The sequence below is a fragment of the Rickettsia asembonensis genome (assembly GCF_000828125.2).
Taxonomy (GTDB): domain Bacteria; phylum Pseudomonadota; class Alphaproteobacteria; order Rickettsiales; family Rickettsiaceae; genus Rickettsia; species Rickettsia asembonensis.
Genome location: NZ_JWSW01000033.1, coordinates 1 through 14,834 on the forward strand (window position 1 = coordinate 1; position 14,834 = coordinate 14,834).

The window sequence follows — 14,834 nt, forward strand, 5'->3', positions numbered from 1 at the left end:
TCAACACTCCCTTTGTCGGTAGACAATATCATTTAGAAATAGGAGAACAAGATTTCTATATTGATGTATTATTCTATCATTTAAAACTTCGTTGTTTTGTAGTAATTGAGCTTAAAGATAAGGATTTTAAACCGGAATATGCCGGTAAAATGAATTTTTATTTATCGGTTGTAGATGATATTTTAAAGCATCCAAACGATAACCCTTCTATTGGGCTAATTTTATGCAAATCAAAAAATAATATACTTGCAGAATATGCGTTACGTGATATGAGTAAACCTATCGGACTTGCAGAGTATAAAATAACTGAAAATCTACCTGAAGAGATAAAAAGTGAACTCCCAACTATTGAAGAGTTAGAAGCAGAACTTGCCAAAGAATTAATAAGAAAATAGAAATGCCAAACAAACTTTTACTTACTTTAAAATTAATGCGGGTAGATAAGCCGGTACCTTATATATTAGTTTTTTTCCCTGCTTTATTTGGATTGCTGCTTGCAAACCCTTCTAACACGGAATTAGCTTATTTATTACCGTTATTTATTTTAGGTAGTATAACGACAAGGAGTAGCGGGTGTATTATTAACGATATATTTGATCGGAAATTTGATAAACATGTTATAAGGACTAAAGATAGACCTTTAGCAAGCGGTGCTGTGTCTGTTTCTTATGCTATTTTTATACTCTTTATTCTTAGTATTATCTCGCTTTGTATTTTGCTGCTTTTAAACAAAACAGCCATATATACAGGTTTTTTTGCTGTAATAATGATTAGCCTATATCCGCTAACGAAACGTATTACCTACTTTCCGCAAATATTTATGGGCTTTACTTTTAAGCTCGGGGCATTAATAGCGTATGCGGCAGTTCAGGATAAACTTGATTTAGCAGCAATTATTATGTATTTAGCATGCTGTTTTTGGGCAACCGGCTATGATACGATTTACGGATATATGGATATAAAAGATGATAAGAAAATAGGAGTAAAATCTTTAAGCATATATTTAGAGAACAAGCATCCTAAATTTTGGCTTTATGTATGTTATATAGGTTTTATATTATTATTTATCTTAGCAACAAAGATAGCTAACCGTAATATCGATTATTTAGCTATTTTAGCTACTTTAATTTTACTGATATTGCAAGTAGCGACTCTTGATACCCGAAACCCCGCTGATTGTATGACAAGGTTCAGAGCTAATAATTATGTTGGATTGCTTTTAAGTTTAGTGTTTTATTAAAAATAGCTTACTTTTTAATCTTTTATTAGTATAATTGCTCTAAATAGTAAAAAGGATATGAACTATGTTAAGAAACAATACTTATAAAAAATCTTTTGCAGCATTAATAAAAGACCCAACAGCAGAATTTTATTATTCAGCATATTTTTTGTGTTTTATAGAAAAATTTACTGACCCTTACCCTTTTGTTTCAAGAGGGGAGAAATATCGCTTGTATACTGATTCTAAAAAATTTTGGAGTAGCAGTGAGTATAATAGTCAGAAAGTTTATAATCGTGAAGATGTGAATAGCATGATATTTGATAAAGTAGCAGAAAAATACGGCACTAAAGATAAATCTGCATTTAAAGAATATATACATATTATCCGTAATAATTATATGGATATCGAGTACGCCGGACACATTAGAGCAGGTTGTGAATTTTATAAAGTACCTAAGTTTTGTAGACTTGTAAATGATGATTGCTATAAAGAACTAACAGACATTATAGGAGTAACTCCTGATGCTTACTTAGAAGCGGTATCTCATTAACGTCCCGCTCTAACAGCCCATAAAGTTACCATCGATATTACAGCTATATAAACCGCAATTGATAAAGAGCTGCCGGTTACATGCCAAAGCATTAGGCAGATTGACGGGGTAAGGCGTCCAATTAATGAAGTACCTATACTACTGCCAATACCGACTAGCATATATTTATCGGCAGTTTTAAATAAATCATTTAGCCAGCAATTCAAAGGTGCTAAGAATCCTACACCGAGTATTATAATCCAAATACGCACGAAATTAACATACCATATAGAGGAATTATTTAAGAACAGCCATAAAGGAATTATGCTTAAACTCATTATAATAAGAGTACCCCTTAATATTTTAAGGTAATGGAATTTTTTTGTTAGATGACCAATTATCGGAATCATAATCATATCAAAAATCAGAAACTCCGTATTAAATTTCATCATTGTTTCAATTGATATATCAGTGATAAGCAGAATAAAACTATTCATAAAGACGAAAGGCACTATATAGGTCATATATGAGAAACCTACGGCAAAACTAATACGTAAGATACTTAGCTTATTGTTCCAAACTGTGTTTAAGTCGAGTAATAGTGATGACACTACGCCATTGCGAGGAGGCATTGTTGCGTGGACCAATTTCACCTTTGTCAAGCCGCGGGATGACAATGAGGGCTTTACTATAACATCCCCACTCTTTCTTAAAAAATAACCTATAAGGGCCGTAAATCCGCCAAATATGAAACATAAACGCCAATATGTATTATACTCTACATTTAAAACTATAGTACTGATAAATGAAGCAAGGATAATACCAACCATAGTAGATGTTTGATAAAGGTAAGAAGCTTTAAACGCTTTTTTTTCTTCTTTATTCTCTAAAATAAATAATTTAGCAATAGCACATTCCCCCTCGGAATATACTCCCTGCAACGTCCTAAGCACAACTAATAATAGCGGTGCAAGCCAGCCTATTTGTGTATGATAGGGGATTAGACCGATTAGGCTAGTTGTTAAAGCAACGCCGATCAAAGAGTGAGATAAGGCAAAAACCCCACCGTATTTTTTAGCAATTACGCCAAAAAAATAAGAGCCTATGGGACGTGTAAACAAAGATGTAGCAAGAACACTATAGGTAAGTATTAAGGCGACAATTTTATCATGATTCGGAAAGAAAATACCGGCAAGTAACGGTGCAAGAAACCCATAAAGTGCAGTATCAAAATGGTCCATCGCATTACCGATTAGGATAGAAAAATCCCTTTTGCTTAATGAATTGCTCATATATTAATAATTTAAAATTTATAATGTATACTCGCTGAATTTGAAAAATTGGCTACGTTGCTTTTTGCTTTTAATTCTCATGTTACTTGTATGTACGCTGCGGTTAAAAGCTTCAAAACCGATTCTTCTTTTCCAAATTGAGTTTCGTATAACTACTTTTCATTTTGTAGGAGTATATAAGTATGTAATCTTCCTTGTAAATATTTTTTTAAGAGATATGATTATAAAGTTATAGCTTAAAGTAATTGTAATTAATGAATAATTTGAAACAAGGAAAGTTTATTACATTTGAGGGAGGGGAAGGGATAGGCAAATCTACTCAATCTCAAATGCTCTATGAATATTTAAAATCTCAAAATACTCCCGTTATTTTAACTCGTGAAGTTGGCGGTACTGCCGTTGCCGAAAAAATGCGTGAAATCCTAGTACATGAAGAGTTATTACCCATGTCCGAGCTATTACAAGTTATGGCAGCACGTTATGATCATATGGCACAGAAAATTATACCGGCTCTGCAAGATGGACATATCGTAATATGTGATAGGTTTATTGACTCAACTGCATGTTATCAAGGATTAGAGCTAGAAAACGGCATAGATTTAGTTTATAATCTGCACAAAACTTTAATGCCTTCTCTTATGCCGGATATTACGTTTTTTATTGATGTAGAGCCGGATACTGCTATTAAGAGAGTCAATTCACGAAATATGAGCAATAAATTTGACGTAAGAGGTATAGATTTTTATAAAAAAATCTATGATTGCTTTAAAGAATTAAGTAATAGATTTCCTGAGAGAATAAAAACAATTAAAGCGTCGGATTTAAGTCCGCTTGAAGTACATGAGTTAATAAAAAAGCATTTATATACTCGGTGAATTTCAAAAATTGGCGTTGTCGCTCTACAAGGACGAGGGTGTTTACGTATTATTATACGCTCCGCTCCTCGTCTTGAGAACTCCTAGCTCTTTTTGAAATTGACTTTCATCTACCAACTCTTTATTTATTAGAATTATACTATGAAGAATACTTACTACATTACTACCCCTATATATTACGTTAACGATGTTCCCCATATCGGTCATGCTTATACTAGCGTTGCAAGTGATGTAATCGCTCGTTTTATGCGACTTCAAGGTTTCGATGTTATATTTTTAACTGGGACTGACGAACACGGGCAGAAAGTAGAAAAAGCAGCTATCAATAAAAATATCGACCCACAAAAATTTACCGATCAGACATCCGAAAGTTTTCGTCATCTGATGAATGTTATGAATATTTCCAATGATGATTTTATCAGAACAACAGAAAGCAGGCATAAAGAAGCAGTCGCTATTTTTTGGCAGAAATTACTAGATAACGGTACTATTTATGAAGGTTTTTATGAAGGGTGGTATGCAGTGCGTGATGAGGCTTTTTACGATGAATCAGAGCTAACTGAAGATAAGCTTGCACCAACCGGTGCACCTGTTGAATGGGTTAAAGAGCCAAGCTATTTCTTTAATCTTTCAAAATGGCAAGATAAATTGCTTGAGTTTTATGAAGCAAACCCTGATTTTATCAGACCTATATCAAGGCGTAACGAAGTAATTAGCTTTGTTAAATCAGGTTTAAAAGATTTATCAGTATCGCGTACTACTTTTAACTGGGGTATAAAAGTTCCAAATAACGAAAAACATGTAATTTATGTTTGGCTTGATGCACTTGCTAATTATATTTCGGCACTCGGTTATCCCGACGCACAAAGTAATTACGGTAAATTTTGGCCGGCTGATTTGCATGTAGTTGGTAAAGATATCTTACGTTTTCATGCGGTTTATTGGCCGGCTTTCTTAATGGCTGCCAAAATTCCGCTGCCGAAAACTGTTATGGCTCATGGTTGGTGGACGAATGATGGGCAGAAAATTTCTAAATCTCTTGGTAATACCATTGATCCGATTAAGTTAATTGATGAATTCGGTGTTGATCAGGTTAGGTATTTCCTGATGCGTGAGGTAACTTTTGGGGCAGACGGTAATTTTGCTCGTAGTAATTTAGTTACCCGAATTAATAGCGAACTATCAAACAAGATAGGTAATTTATTACAGCGTAGTACGGCTTTTGTTTATAAAAATAATGACGGCAAAGTGCCGTTAATTGAGCAAAATATCATTGATAAAATATATGAGCTACCGATTCTAAAAACCGCAAGTAAATTTGCCGAGCAGAATGTTTTATTGATGGAAAAAACAGAGATTAATAAAATTCTTGAAAATATTATTAATTTAGCCGAAGAGGCAAATATCTATATTGATAGTGAAGCACCTTGGAATTTGAAAAAAACCGATCCGGATAAAATGCTAGAAGTGTTATACACTTTACTAGAGGTGTTACGCTATATTGCAATAATGCTTCTGCCTTTTATACCAACTTCAGCAAATAAAATGCTAGATCAGTTAGGGGTAAATAAAGAAGAACGTTTATTTAAGCATTTAATACGTGATTATGCTTTAAGGTCGGGTAGCGATATTTTAGAACCTACTATAATATTTCCAAAATTTGAGGGTTTTGTTACATGAATCTTGTTATGTCATTTCCACTGAATGTTGTTGCATGGATCAAAAAAAGGCATTTATATCATTCCGTTGATCGCAGGAATCCAGTCTTTTTAAATAAAATATATACTAAATTTTTATATAATTTTTATTGGATTCCCGCCTTCGCGGGAATGACATCGGCATTATAGCATGCTAATAGATTCGCATTGTCATCTTAATTTACTTAGTAACTTGTCATCCCGCGACTTGATCGCGGGATCCAGTAAAAATATTAGCACAACTAATACTAGCTGTTTTCTGGATACCGTGGCGGGGCCCCGGTATGACACAGGGCTTTTAGATTCCGTCATTCAAAGAGCATTAGAAAATAATGTACAGTATATGCAAACTATCTGCACTAAAATTGAAGATTTACCAATTGTTTTAGAAATAGCTGAAAAATATGAAAATGTTTTTGCTTCTGTTGGGGTACATCCATGCGAGATAAATCAAAGTGGTCGGCTAATTACGAACTCAGAAATAATAGAGCTTACCAAGCATCCGAAAATTATCGGAATCGGTGAGACAGGTCTTGATTATTATCATCAGCCTTACGATAAAAAATTCCAAAAAGATTCGTTTGTAGCACATATACATGCGGCAGCCGCCACTAATTTACCTATTATAATTCATACAAGAGAAGCAGACGAAGATACTATTGATATTTTAACCTCGGAAATGCGTAATAATAAATTTCCTGGGCTAATCCATTGTTTTATCTCATCAAAAAATCTAGCAACAAAAATGCTAGATATCGGTTTATATATTTCGATGTCAGGGATTATAACTTTCAAGAATGCAACTGATTTGCAGGAAATAGTTAAATATGTGCCGCTTGATAGATTATTGATTGAAACCGACTCACCTTATTTAGCACCTACGCCTATGCGAGGCAAACAAAACGAACCGGCTTTCGTTAGATATGTTGCTGAGAAAGTAGCCGAACTCAAAAATATCACCTCAAAAGAAGTAGCAAATATTACTACTCGTAACTTTAAAACATTATTTTCTAAATTTGAAAAGCATACTCGTTTAATTTGAAAAATTGGCGACAAAGTCTTTTGCTGATAATCTTCACGTACTAGTTGTAAGCTGCGGTCATCAGCTTCAAGACGTCTTGCTCTTTTCCAAATTAAATTTCGTCTACCTACTTTTCATTTACTCATAGTATAAATAAATAATACTTTATAAAATCATAAAGATTGATAATTTAAAGTTGAAATAGATTGGAATATGGCTAATAGGTTAGCAGAAGAAAATAAGGATTTTAAAAATTATCTAAGTAAGGTTGATATATTTTGTGAAAAACCAATAGAAGCAGTGATAGAGAGTATATGGTATAATATGGAAGTGTTGAGAGATAAGGAATTAAGCAGAGAATTACAGGAAGGATATTTTGTTAACAGTCCCATAGAGCATTATTATCACGCATTTATAAAAATTTAAGCCGTAAATCCTAAAATTAATGTTACTAAAGAAATTTTTGATGTAAAACTAAATGATTATATTAATTATTTTTAGATTTAGGGATAAATTATGATGAACTGTGATTTAAGTACTAATTATACATATTATATGTTAGAGGGGCTTAGAGCACAAATTGCTCCAATACATTTAGGTATAAAAATCCTGAAAGAGGCGTATGAACATGAGTCTCTAGAGGATAATGGGTTTGCAAGAATTATGCATTCTTATTTAACGCTTTGTGAACGCATGACTAGAAAATATGAAAAACCCAAATTTAATATTCTTGAAATAATTATTGATGATAAAACCTATAACATTAATGTTAATGAAAAAGTTATACTAAAAAAGTCTTTTTGTGAACTAAGGCATTTTCAGAAAATAGGTTTTAAAAAAGAATTACCTAAATTATTAATAGTAGCACCCATGGCGGGGCATCACGCTACTTTACTTAGATCAACCGTACAAGAATTATTACCGTATACCGATATTTATATTACGGATTGGACGGAAGCAAGTTTCGTGCCGCTTGAAGCAGGGCATTTTGATATGGATGATTATATTGATTACGTAATGGAGTTTATCAATTTTATAGGACCGAATGTTCACACTATGGCAGTTTGCCAACCTACTATTCCACTGCTTGCCGCCATTAGCTTAATGTCGGAGAGTAATAGTCCAAATGTGCCGAGTTCGATGATTTTGATGGGCGGGCCTATTGATGCTAGAAAAAACCCTACAGCAGTTAATGAATTTGCTCAAAGTAAAAGTTTAGAATGGTTCTGCAAAATGGTTACAATGCAGGTGCCGCCAAACTATCCCGGTCATGGAAGAAAAGTATATCCCGGCTTCCTCCAACTTGCCGGTTTTATGAGTTTAAACTTATTCCGTCATATAGATTCACATTTAGAATTATGGCAAAGTTTATTAAATTCTGATTATAAAAAAGCCGATCATACTATTAAATTTTATGATGAGTATTTAGCAGGTATGGATATGCCGGCAGAGTTTTACTTACAAACTATAGATGAAGTATTCCAACAATTTTCATTAGCAAGAGGTAAATTAGTTTCTGAGAATCGTCCGATTGATTTAAAACATATTACTAAATGTGCTTTACTTGGTATTGAAGGGGAATTAGATGATATTGCAGCGGTAGGGCAAACAAAAGCTGCTTTAAAACTTTGTTCAAATATACCTGAATCAATGAAAAGATACCATTTACAAAAAGGGGCAGGGCATTACGGGGTATTTAGCGGAAGTAAATTTAAACAGTTTATAGTACCTATTATCAAAGATTTTATCTATGATTTTGATAAAACTAATTTCAAGCAATCTAAACTTAAGGCAGTATAAAAATAGTTATTGCAAGGAAATTACGTAAGTAATTGACAAAGCAAGGAAGAAAAAAAATTCTTATTTACAGAATTTTTTTGTTATTTTTTTTTGGTTGCCACGCTCCTTGCAGTCGTAGCCTTGTTGCATGGATCAGTATTTTCCTCTGTCATCCCGTGTTATTCTATAGTACTGGACAGTTTTTGAAAAGACCTCGATGTCATCCTCGCGAAAGCGAAGCATTGTTACATGGCTCGCTTATGTCATTCTGCGTAGGCAGGAATCCAGAAAAAAAGTATAAATACAGCAAATTTTTGAAATTAAAAGCTCGATTTATCTCGCTTTATGCTGGATTCCCGCCTACGCGGGAATGACACCGAGGGCATTTTTTGAGCTGTGCAACAACGCTGGCTTGACCACAATATCCATAAAAGTAACTTAAAATACTAAAATTTTAACTAGATCCCGCGATCAAGTCGCGGGATGACACTGGAAAAACTGCTCCACGCAACAAAGCCTGAAAGCGGAGCCTTGTTGCATGGATCAAAAAATACGCTCGGTATCATACTGTGGCTTGACCACGATATCCAGAAAAATAACTTGTAGCGTATATTATTTGTCTATTTTTCCTGGATTCCACGATCAAGTTAGCTAGGATGACAGAAGAAAAACCGATCCATGCAACAACGCCCGAAAGCGTGGATCCAGGATAAAAAATCTTAATTTTAAAGATTTTTTATTATATCGTTTTTTTAAGATAAATCTTTCAAAAAAGCTTTAAAGTACTGGATTCCTGCTTTTACGGGAATGACATAGAATAGAAATTGTCCGGTACTATGGGCTTGACCATGGGGTTTAGTTAAAAATACTAATAATATTAGTATTTTTAGTTATCTTACTGGATACCGTGGTCAAGCCACGGGATGACAGAGGTGAAATTGATCCATGCAACAAGGTCTGCAGTCGCTCGTAATGACGGGGTGGTATCCACGCAACAATACCTTGCTGGAACGATATAGCAGCCATGTAACAAGACCATAATTAAAGGAGAAGTGTGGTAATCTAATATTCAACTCTTATTAGTTTGTTGAATTTCTTGTTGTTGCTGTTGTTTGTATTCTTCTGCTTTTTCTTCTATGTAATTAAAAAAGAAATAAGTAAAAGTTAAAAAACCGGTCAAAATAATACCAAATGTTATTAATATTGCTTTAAGTTGCTTTCGCGAATCTTCTGCTTTTAATCTTTTCTCTTCTTCATTTTTGAATTCAGATATTATTATTTGTTCTTCTGTAGTATTTTCCATGTTGTAACTCAACTAAAATGAACTTCTTTTACTATAATGATGAGGTTTAAGCCTCGTAAAAATAGGATATATGAGCAATAATACTATGTCAATAGTCTTATATTAGTAGTAAATTATGTAGTAATATGTGTTCAACCATGGTTATACATATTATTATAATTTGGGTCTCCTAAAATTGAAGTATTTAAAGTATCGGAGTAAGCAGCTGATAATATAGCATCATCAAAAGTGATATCAGATTGTCCTATATAATTCTGAATAAAATTATTAATAGTAGACTCAAGAATTTCGTATTTTGTAGGAGATAGATTAAAAATTTTTATACAATTTTCATTTCCTAGATTCTTTCCAATCAATGTTAATAAATTTGCAGTATATTCATCTTTTTTAATCTGTGAACCAATGACCTTTGAATAGCCAGTTTTGTATCTTTCAGCAAGAACGCGGCACGCTTCACCGTCTCTTTGTTGGGTAATATCTGATTTAAAGCTTTCAATTATTTTGTCTACTATTTCTATAGAAAGAGGTAGTTGTAAAGAAAAACCCTTTTTATAATCTTACCAGCTTCCCTGTAAGTCCGGTAAATCTTCCGCTTTCATGAGAGTTTTTGCCAGAATTATAAACTATCTATATTATTCTTCTTAGCATTATTATCATATTGATTCATTTTAATTTTGTTCTATTTTCATTACTAATTCTTTGATTTCATTCATTTTTGATTTATCGGCAACCAAAAGACCGTTCATAGTATCGATAATTATGACATTGTCAAGACCTACTACGGTAGTTAATTTATTATTAGAACTAATGAAAGAGTTTGTAGTATTGCTTGTTACTACGTTTCCCTCGCAATAATTATCATTTATATTTTGATGTTTTACTTGTAATAAGGAAGCCAAGTACCAAGATCGTTCCAAACAAAATCAGCTTTTATCATGACCATTCCCGAAATATATTCCATTATAGCATTGTCTATAGAAATTGCTTCGATTTTATTATAAGCTTCATCGTCTATTGCCAAACTTTTCTCATTTTTTATAGCAGTATTAAATGCTTTTTCTGCAATACAAAATAAATCAGGTTGAAGGTTCATTGCTAAGTTTAAGAAGAAGTTAATATCGTATACAAAAATTCCTGAATTCCAAAAATATTCATTACTTTGAAAATGTTTTTTTGCTTGCTCTAATATAGGTTTTTCAATGAAATGATCAACTAGATAAACATTTTCTGCAATTGATAATCCTGTGTTTATATAGCCATACTCGGCACTTATAAAATTTATAGGAATGCCTATAGTGCAAATACCGAATTCATTAACATAATGTAAAGCTTTATTTATAGTATTAAGATAATTTAGATTATCCGCTATATGATGGTCCGAAGGTAGTAACACTACGATATCAAACCCTTGTGCTTTAGCCGATAATGCCGTAATAATGGCACAAACGGCAGTATTTTTTTGTAAAGGCTCGGTAATTAATTCTATTTCTACATCTATTTCTGCTGCTTGTTCTTTAGTGATTGATTCATATTTTTTGGAAGTAATAATAGTAGGTTGTCCTAGAAATTTATTTCGGTTTAATGTTTGCTGAAGTAAAGTTAGATCACTCAATATTTTTTTAAATTGTTTCGGTTTATCCTTAGATGATAAGGGCCATAGTCTTTTACTGCTACCCCCCGCTATAATCACCGGCTTTATTCTCATATATTTTACAATTATTAATTGAATGAACAATAGAGAGCTTTATAAATAGTTTTAAAAAATATGTCAAGTAAATTCACTATATTGACAGGTTCTACAATAAAAAGTACTCCTGCCTGAATGTTTTGTCTTGATAATAGTGCTAGAGCAGTTTAAACAATTTTGTCCTTCTCTGCCGTAAACCGTAAGTTGCTGGGTAAAATAACCGGGTTTGTTATCACCGTTTACAAAATCTTTAAGGGTAGTGCCACCGGCAGTTATAGCTTTAGCTAATACTTCTCTAATCGATTTAATTAAACTTTCTATTTCATCATCCCTTAAGTTGCTACCTAATTTATCCGGATGAATTCTAGCTAAATAAAGACTTTCTGAAGCGTAAATATTGCCGACTCCGACTATAATTCCATTATCCATAATTAAATTTTTTATCGGTATTTTTCGAGTAATTAGTTTGTTTTTTAAATATCCCAGTGTTAATAAATCAGAAAGCGGTTCTATTCCTAAATCATTAAAAAATTCTTTTTCTAAGAAATTAGTTTTAAAGCTATAAACCATTCCGAATCGTCTAGTATCGTTAAAAATTAACTTTTCACCGTTACTTAAATCAAAAATTACATGATCGTGTTTTTTAGTTTCATAGTTAGAAGGTTGCAGAGTAAATCTACCGCTTATACCTAGATGAACTATTAAAGAATAATCATTATTAAAATCTATAATTAAATATTTTGCACGACGCCTAACATCCAGTATATTAGTATTTGAGATTTCAGAAGCTAAAAGCGGGGATAGCTTATAACGTAAATTATCTCTTTTTAACTCTACATTTTCTATAATAAGCCCGATTAGCTTATCTTTTAGGGAGTTTTTAAGAGTTTCTACTTCAGGAAGTTCCGGCATTTGATACTAATATTTATAATAAAAAACTATGAACCAAACAAATTTTGGCTTTAAAAAAGTAGACTACACTAAAAAACAAGGGTTAGTAAATAGCGTTTTTTCTAATGTCGCCGATAAGTATGATTTAATGAATGACTTAATGAGTTTTGGGTTACATCGCTTATGGAAAGATGAATTTATTAGACAAATTCCAAATCTTAACTCTCATATATTAGATGTCGCTAGCGGTAGCGGTGATATCGCTTTAAAGCTTGCTAAAAAAGCAAGAGATAGAGGCAATAATATTGCTTTAACTTTAAGCGATATAAATGAAGAGATGCTAAAGAATGCTAAGAAAAAAGCAATTGATATTAATTTATTTCAGAACCTTAAATTTACTGTAGCAAGTGCAGAAGAATTGCCTTTTTCAGATAATAGTTTTGATTATTATACTATAGCATTTGGTATTAGAAACGTACCTGACATTAATAAAGCTTTAAAAGAAGCTTATAGAGTTCTAAAACCGATGGGTAAGTTTATATGCCTTGAGTTTTCAAAGGTAAAAGAAAGTTATTTTAAATATTTTTATAAATTTTATTCATTTAGTATTATACCTACCATCGGTCAGGCAATCACCGGTAATAAAGAGGCATATGAATATTTGGTTGAAAGTATCGAGTTATTCCCCTCACAAGACGAGTTTAGAATAATGATTAAAGAAGCCGGCTTTGAGGAAGTCGGTTATAAAAATTTAAGCGGCGGAATAGTTGCTATTCACAGTGCGTATAAGATATGATAAGTAATTTTTTTAATTTAATACGTATTTTCCGTATCATCAGTAAAAAACGAATCCTAGTTGATTCAAGAAACCCTAAATATTTTAGGTTTATCGGTTATATATTAGCTTTATTTTCTGCTCCGTTATCATTATTTAAAAAACCGCGTGAAGATTACGGCAAACGCCTAATAGATTGTTTAAGCGAACTTGGACCTATTTATATAAAATTCGGACAAACTCTTTCGACAAGACCCGATTTAGTAGGAGTAGAGATAGCAGGTTATTTAAGGTTATTACAGGATAGGCTACCGCCGTTTGATGGTGGGGTGGCGAGGAAGTTGATGGATGATGTCATTCTGTGGCTTGACCATGGAATCCATAACAATAACTGGATACCGCGATCAAGTTGCGGTATGACATTATCATACTTCAACGATACGCCCATTGCCGCCGCATCAATCTCGCAAGTACACAAAGCACAGCTCGCAACCGGTGAATATGTTGCGGTAAAAATTCTGCGTCCTGGTATTCATAAAAAATATAACAGAGATATTAAGCTGCTATATTTTCTTGCAAAAATTATCTCAAAATTTTCTAAAGCAAAAAGGCTAAAATTGATTAAAGTAGTTGATAAATTTCATGAAACTATGAGATTTGAGCTTGATTTAAGGCTGGAAGCGGCAGCTTCTTCTGAGCTTATGGATAATATGCGAAATGATATTAATGTGATAATCCCTAAAATATATTGGGACTTAACATCAGAAAATATACTAACTACCGAGTGGTTAGAAGGAACTTCTATATATGATGCTTCGCTGCTAAAAGAATTGGGATTAGAGCCTGCAAAAATAGCTCAGAATTTCACCGTAATGTTTTTCAATCAAGCCTATAGAGATGGGCTTTTTCATGCTGATTTACATGCAGGCAATATTTTAGTGAATAAGCAAGGTAAGATAATTTTACTTGATTTCGGTATTATGGGCAGACTTAAAGAAAAAGATCGTTTAGCTGTTGCCGAAAGTCTATTTGGTTTTTTAAACCGTGATTATAAATTAGTTGCTAAAGTACATTTAAGAGCCGGCTACATCCCATCAAATACCGATTTAGATTTATTCGCTCAAAGTTGTAGAGCAGTTACTGAGCCTATAGTAGGGACACCCACAAAAAATATTTCCATAGGTAAGCTGCTTGCACATTTATTTAAAATCACTGAAGATTTCGGCATGGAAGTACAACCGGAATTATTGTTATTGCAAAAGACTTTGATAATGGTTGAAGGGATAGGCAGACAGCTAGACGGTAATGTTAATATGTGGCAACTCGCCGAACCTTGGATTAAAAAATGGGCAGTGAAAAACTTAAGCCCTGAAGCGAAGTTGCTACGACTGGTAAAGCATTACCTAGATAGCCTAGAGGATATTGTTTGACATATAAAAATTATTAATATTATAGCCTTATATATTAAGAAATTTATTATTATGAAACTAAAAGATTTATTTATTAAACATGCTATTAAAACTCCTTTTTTGGTTGATTGTAAAGACGATAAAATTGTATTTCCTTCAGATAAAGAGCAAGAATACGAAAATAGACTAAAAGAAAAAATAGGCGAGGAAGAGTTTGAAAGATTAATGGATTCAGATAGAATAATTCAATGTCCTGAAAACTTAGAAAATATAGCTTTAGTAAATATAGAAACGTATCCTGATATATCGCTTATAGCAGCGACATTTCTTAATGATGGAAGTGTTGAGAGATAA

18 protein-coding genes and 1 pseudogene are annotated in these 14,834 nt (G+C 32.8%); 12 read left to right on the top strand and 7 right to left on the bottom strand.

Going from position 1 to position 14,834, the window contains the following annotated elements; genetic code table 11:
• The 3 genes from SB78_RS04345 to SB78_RS04355 all read left to right on the top strand — a co-directional run.
• The coding region (locus tag SB78_RS04345; protein ID WP_041078899.1) for a PDDEXK nuclease domain-containing protein at positions 1-395 on the top strand (395 nt) is incomplete at its 5' end.
• Positions 396-397: 2 nt separating this feature from the next.
• A complete protein-coding gene (gene ubiA / locus SB78_RS04350; protein WP_041078900.1) occupies positions 398-1,240 on the top strand; it encodes a 4-hydroxybenzoate octaprenyltransferase in 843 nt (280 codons plus the stop codon).
• Positions 1,241-1,304: 64 nt separating this feature from the next.
• Positions 1,305-1,772, top strand: a complete 468-nt coding sequence (locus SB78_RS04355) for a hypothetical protein (protein WP_041078901.1) — start codon at positions 1,305-1,307, stop codon at positions 1,770-1,772.
• Here SB78_RS04355 and SB78_RS04360 read toward each other — a convergent pair.
• Positions 1,769-3,043, bottom strand: coding sequence for an MFS transporter (locus tag SB78_RS04360; RefSeq protein ID WP_041078902.1), 1,275 nt, complete (start codon positions 3,041-3,043; stop codon positions 1,769-1,771). The two genes, SB78_RS04355 and SB78_RS04360, sit on opposite strands and share 4 nt — an antisense overlap.
• A 254-nt stretch (positions 3,044-3,297) precedes the next feature.
• Here SB78_RS04360 and tmk point away from each other — a divergent pair, with 254 nt between their 5' ends.
• The 6 genes from tmk to SB78_RS09300 all read left to right on the top strand — a co-directional run bounded on the left by tmk (position 3,298) and on the right by SB78_RS09300 (position 8,789).
• Entirely contained in the window at positions 3,298-3,918 is a 621-nt protein-coding gene (tmk, locus tag SB78_RS04365; protein WP_041078903.1) for a dTMP kinase, read from the top strand.
• 141 nt (positions 3,919-4,059) lie between these two features.
• A complete protein-coding gene (gene metG, locus SB78_RS04370; protein WP_041078904.1) occupies positions 4,060-5,598 on the top strand; it encodes a methionine--tRNA ligase in 1,539 nt (512 codons plus the stop codon).
• 168 nt (positions 5,599-5,766) lie between these two features.
• Positions 5,767-6,657, top strand: coding sequence for a TatD family hydrolase (locus tag SB78_RS04375; RefSeq protein WP_041078905.1), 891 nt, complete (start codon positions 5,767-5,769; stop codon positions 6,655-6,657).
• Between the two features lie 192 nt (positions 6,658-6,849).
• Positions 6,850-7,062: a hypothetical protein gene (locus SB78_RS04380; protein WP_041078906.1), complete on the top strand. Its 213-nt coding sequence runs from the start codon at positions 6,850-6,852 to the stop codon at positions 7,060-7,062.
• 90 nt (positions 7,063-7,152) lie between these two features.
• Positions 7,153-8,436 (top strand): polyhydroxyalkanoate depolymerase, encoded by a 1,284-nt coding sequence (locus tag SB78_RS04385; RefSeq protein ID WP_041078907.1) that lies wholly within the window; start codon positions 7,153-7,155, stop codon positions 8,434-8,436.
• A gap of 77 nt (positions 8,437-8,513) precedes the next feature.
• Entirely contained in the window at positions 8,514-8,789 is a 276-nt protein-coding gene (locus SB78_RS09300; RefSeq protein WP_146625028.1) for a hypothetical protein, read from the top strand.
• Between the two features lie 481 nt (positions 8,790-9,270).
• On the opposite strand, the gene SB78_RS09305 is transcribed toward SB78_RS09300, so the two are convergent.
• From SB78_RS09305 to mutM, 6 genes and pseudogenes are all read right to left on the bottom strand, one after another.
• The gene (locus SB78_RS09305; RefSeq protein ID WP_146625029.1) at positions 9,271-9,441 is read right to left on the bottom strand and encodes a palindromic element RPE4 domain-containing protein; all 171 of its coding nucleotides are present in this window, start codon (positions 9,439-9,441) and stop codon (positions 9,271-9,273) included.
• Between the two features lie 43 nt (positions 9,442-9,484).
• Positions 9,485-9,718 (bottom strand): RP671a family tick cell line-upregulated protein, encoded by a 234-nt coding sequence (locus SB78_RS04390; RefSeq protein ID WP_041078908.1) that lies wholly within the window; start codon positions 9,716-9,718, stop codon positions 9,485-9,487.
• 131 nt (positions 9,719-9,849) lie between these two features.
• Positions 9,850-10,074 carry a hypothetical protein gene (locus SB78_RS10910; RefSeq protein ID WP_052458492.1) on the bottom strand — a complete coding sequence of 75 codons (225 nt, stop codon included), beginning with the start codon at positions 10,072-10,074 and terminating at the stop codon, positions 9,850-9,852.
• 312 nt (positions 10,075-10,386) lie between these two features.
• Positions 10,387-10,617 carry a hypothetical protein gene (locus SB78_RS10915; protein ID WP_241773741.1) on the bottom strand — a complete coding sequence of 77 codons (231 nt, stop codon included), beginning with the start codon at positions 10,615-10,617 and terminating at the stop codon, positions 10,387-10,389.
• Positions 10,596-11,417: pseudogene (locus SB78_RS08115) on the bottom strand (mannose-1-phosphate guanylyltransferase); the annotation flags it as partial. The gene SB78_RS10915 and the pseudogene SB78_RS08115, both read right to left, overlap by 22 nt.
• 69 nt (positions 11,418-11,486) lie before the next feature.
• Positions 11,487-12,317: a bifunctional DNA-formamidopyrimidine glycosylase/DNA-(apurinic or apyrimidinic site) lyase gene (gene mutM / locus SB78_RS04410; RefSeq protein ID WP_041078909.1), complete on the bottom strand. Its 831-nt coding sequence runs from the start codon at positions 12,315-12,317 to the stop codon at positions 11,487-11,489.
• Between the two features lie 28 nt (positions 12,318-12,345).
• On the opposite strand from mutM, the gene ubiE reads away from it, so the two are divergent.
• The 3 genes from ubiE to SB78_RS04425 are packed head-to-tail and all read left to right on the top strand — an operon-like array spanning position 12,346 to position 14,834.
• The gene (ubiE, locus tag SB78_RS04415; RefSeq protein ID WP_041078910.1) at positions 12,346-13,092 is read left to right on the top strand and encodes a bifunctional demethylmenaquinone methyltransferase/2-methoxy-6-polyprenyl-1,4-benzoquinol methylase UbiE; all 747 of its coding nucleotides are present in this window, start codon (positions 12,346-12,348) and stop codon (positions 13,090-13,092) included.
• Positions 13,089-14,501 carry a 2-polyprenylphenol 6-hydroxylase gene (gene ubiB / locus SB78_RS04420; RefSeq protein WP_041078911.1) on the top strand — a complete coding sequence of 471 codons (1,413 nt, stop codon included), beginning with the start codon at positions 13,089-13,091 and terminating at the stop codon, positions 14,499-14,501. Before ubiE ends, ubiB begins: the two co-directional genes overlap by 4 nt.
• Positions 14,502-14,552: 51 nt before the next feature.
• Entirely contained in the window at positions 14,553-14,834 is a 282-nt protein-coding gene (locus tag SB78_RS04425; protein ID WP_052458493.1) for a hypothetical protein, read from the top strand.

Bases quoted from the DNA above. Each gene is read 5' to 3' on its own strand.
- SB78_RS04390 (WP_041078908.1), bottom strand. From the start codon at position 9,718: ATGGAAAATACTACAGAAGAACAAATAATAATATCTGAATTCAAAAAT.
- SB78_RS04360 (WP_041078902.1), bottom strand. From the start codon at position 3,043: ATGAGCAATTCATTAAGCAAAAGGGATTTTTCTATCCTAATCGGTAAT.
- mutM (WP_041078909.1), bottom strand. From the start codon at position 12,317: ATGCCGGAACTTCCTGAAGTAGAAACTCTTAAAAACTCCCTAAAAGAT.
- tmk (WP_041078903.1), top strand. From the start codon at position 3,298: ATGAATAATTTGAAACAAGGAAAGTTTATTACATTTGAGGGAGGGGAA.
- metG (WP_041078904.1), top strand. From the start codon at position 4,060: ATGAAGAATACTTACTACATTACTACCCCTATATATTACGTTAACGAT.
- SB78_RS04355 (WP_041078901.1), top strand. From the start codon at position 1,305: ATGTTAAGAAACAATACTTATAAAAAATCTTTTGCAGCATTAATAAAA.
- SB78_RS04375 (WP_041078905.1), top strand. From the start codon at position 5,767: ATGCTAATAGATTCGCATTGTCATCTTAATTTACTTAGTAACTTGTCA.
- SB78_RS04380 (WP_041078906.1), top strand. From the start codon at position 6,850: ATGGCTAATAGGTTAGCAGAAGAAAATAAGGATTTTAAAAATTATCTA.
- ubiE (WP_041078910.1), top strand. From the start codon at position 12,346: ATGAACCAAACAAATTTTGGCTTTAAAAAAGTAGACTACACTAAAAAA.
- ubiB (WP_041078911.1), top strand. From the start codon at position 13,089: ATGATAAGTAATTTTTTTAATTTAATACGTATTTTCCGTATCATCAGT.
- SB78_RS04425 (WP_052458493.1), top strand. From the start codon at position 14,553: ATGAAACTAAAAGATTTATTTATTAAACATGCTATTAAAACTCCTTTT.
- ubiA (WP_041078900.1), top strand. From the start codon at position 398: ATGCCAAACAAACTTTTACTTACTTTAAAATTAATGCGGGTAGATAAG.
- SB78_RS04385 (WP_041078907.1), top strand. From the start codon at position 7,153: ATGATGAACTGTGATTTAAGTACTAATTATACATATTATATGTTAGAG.
- SB78_RS09305 (WP_146625029.1), bottom strand. From the start codon at position 9,441: ATGGCTGCTATATCGTTCCAGCAAGGTATTGTTGCGTGGATACCACCC.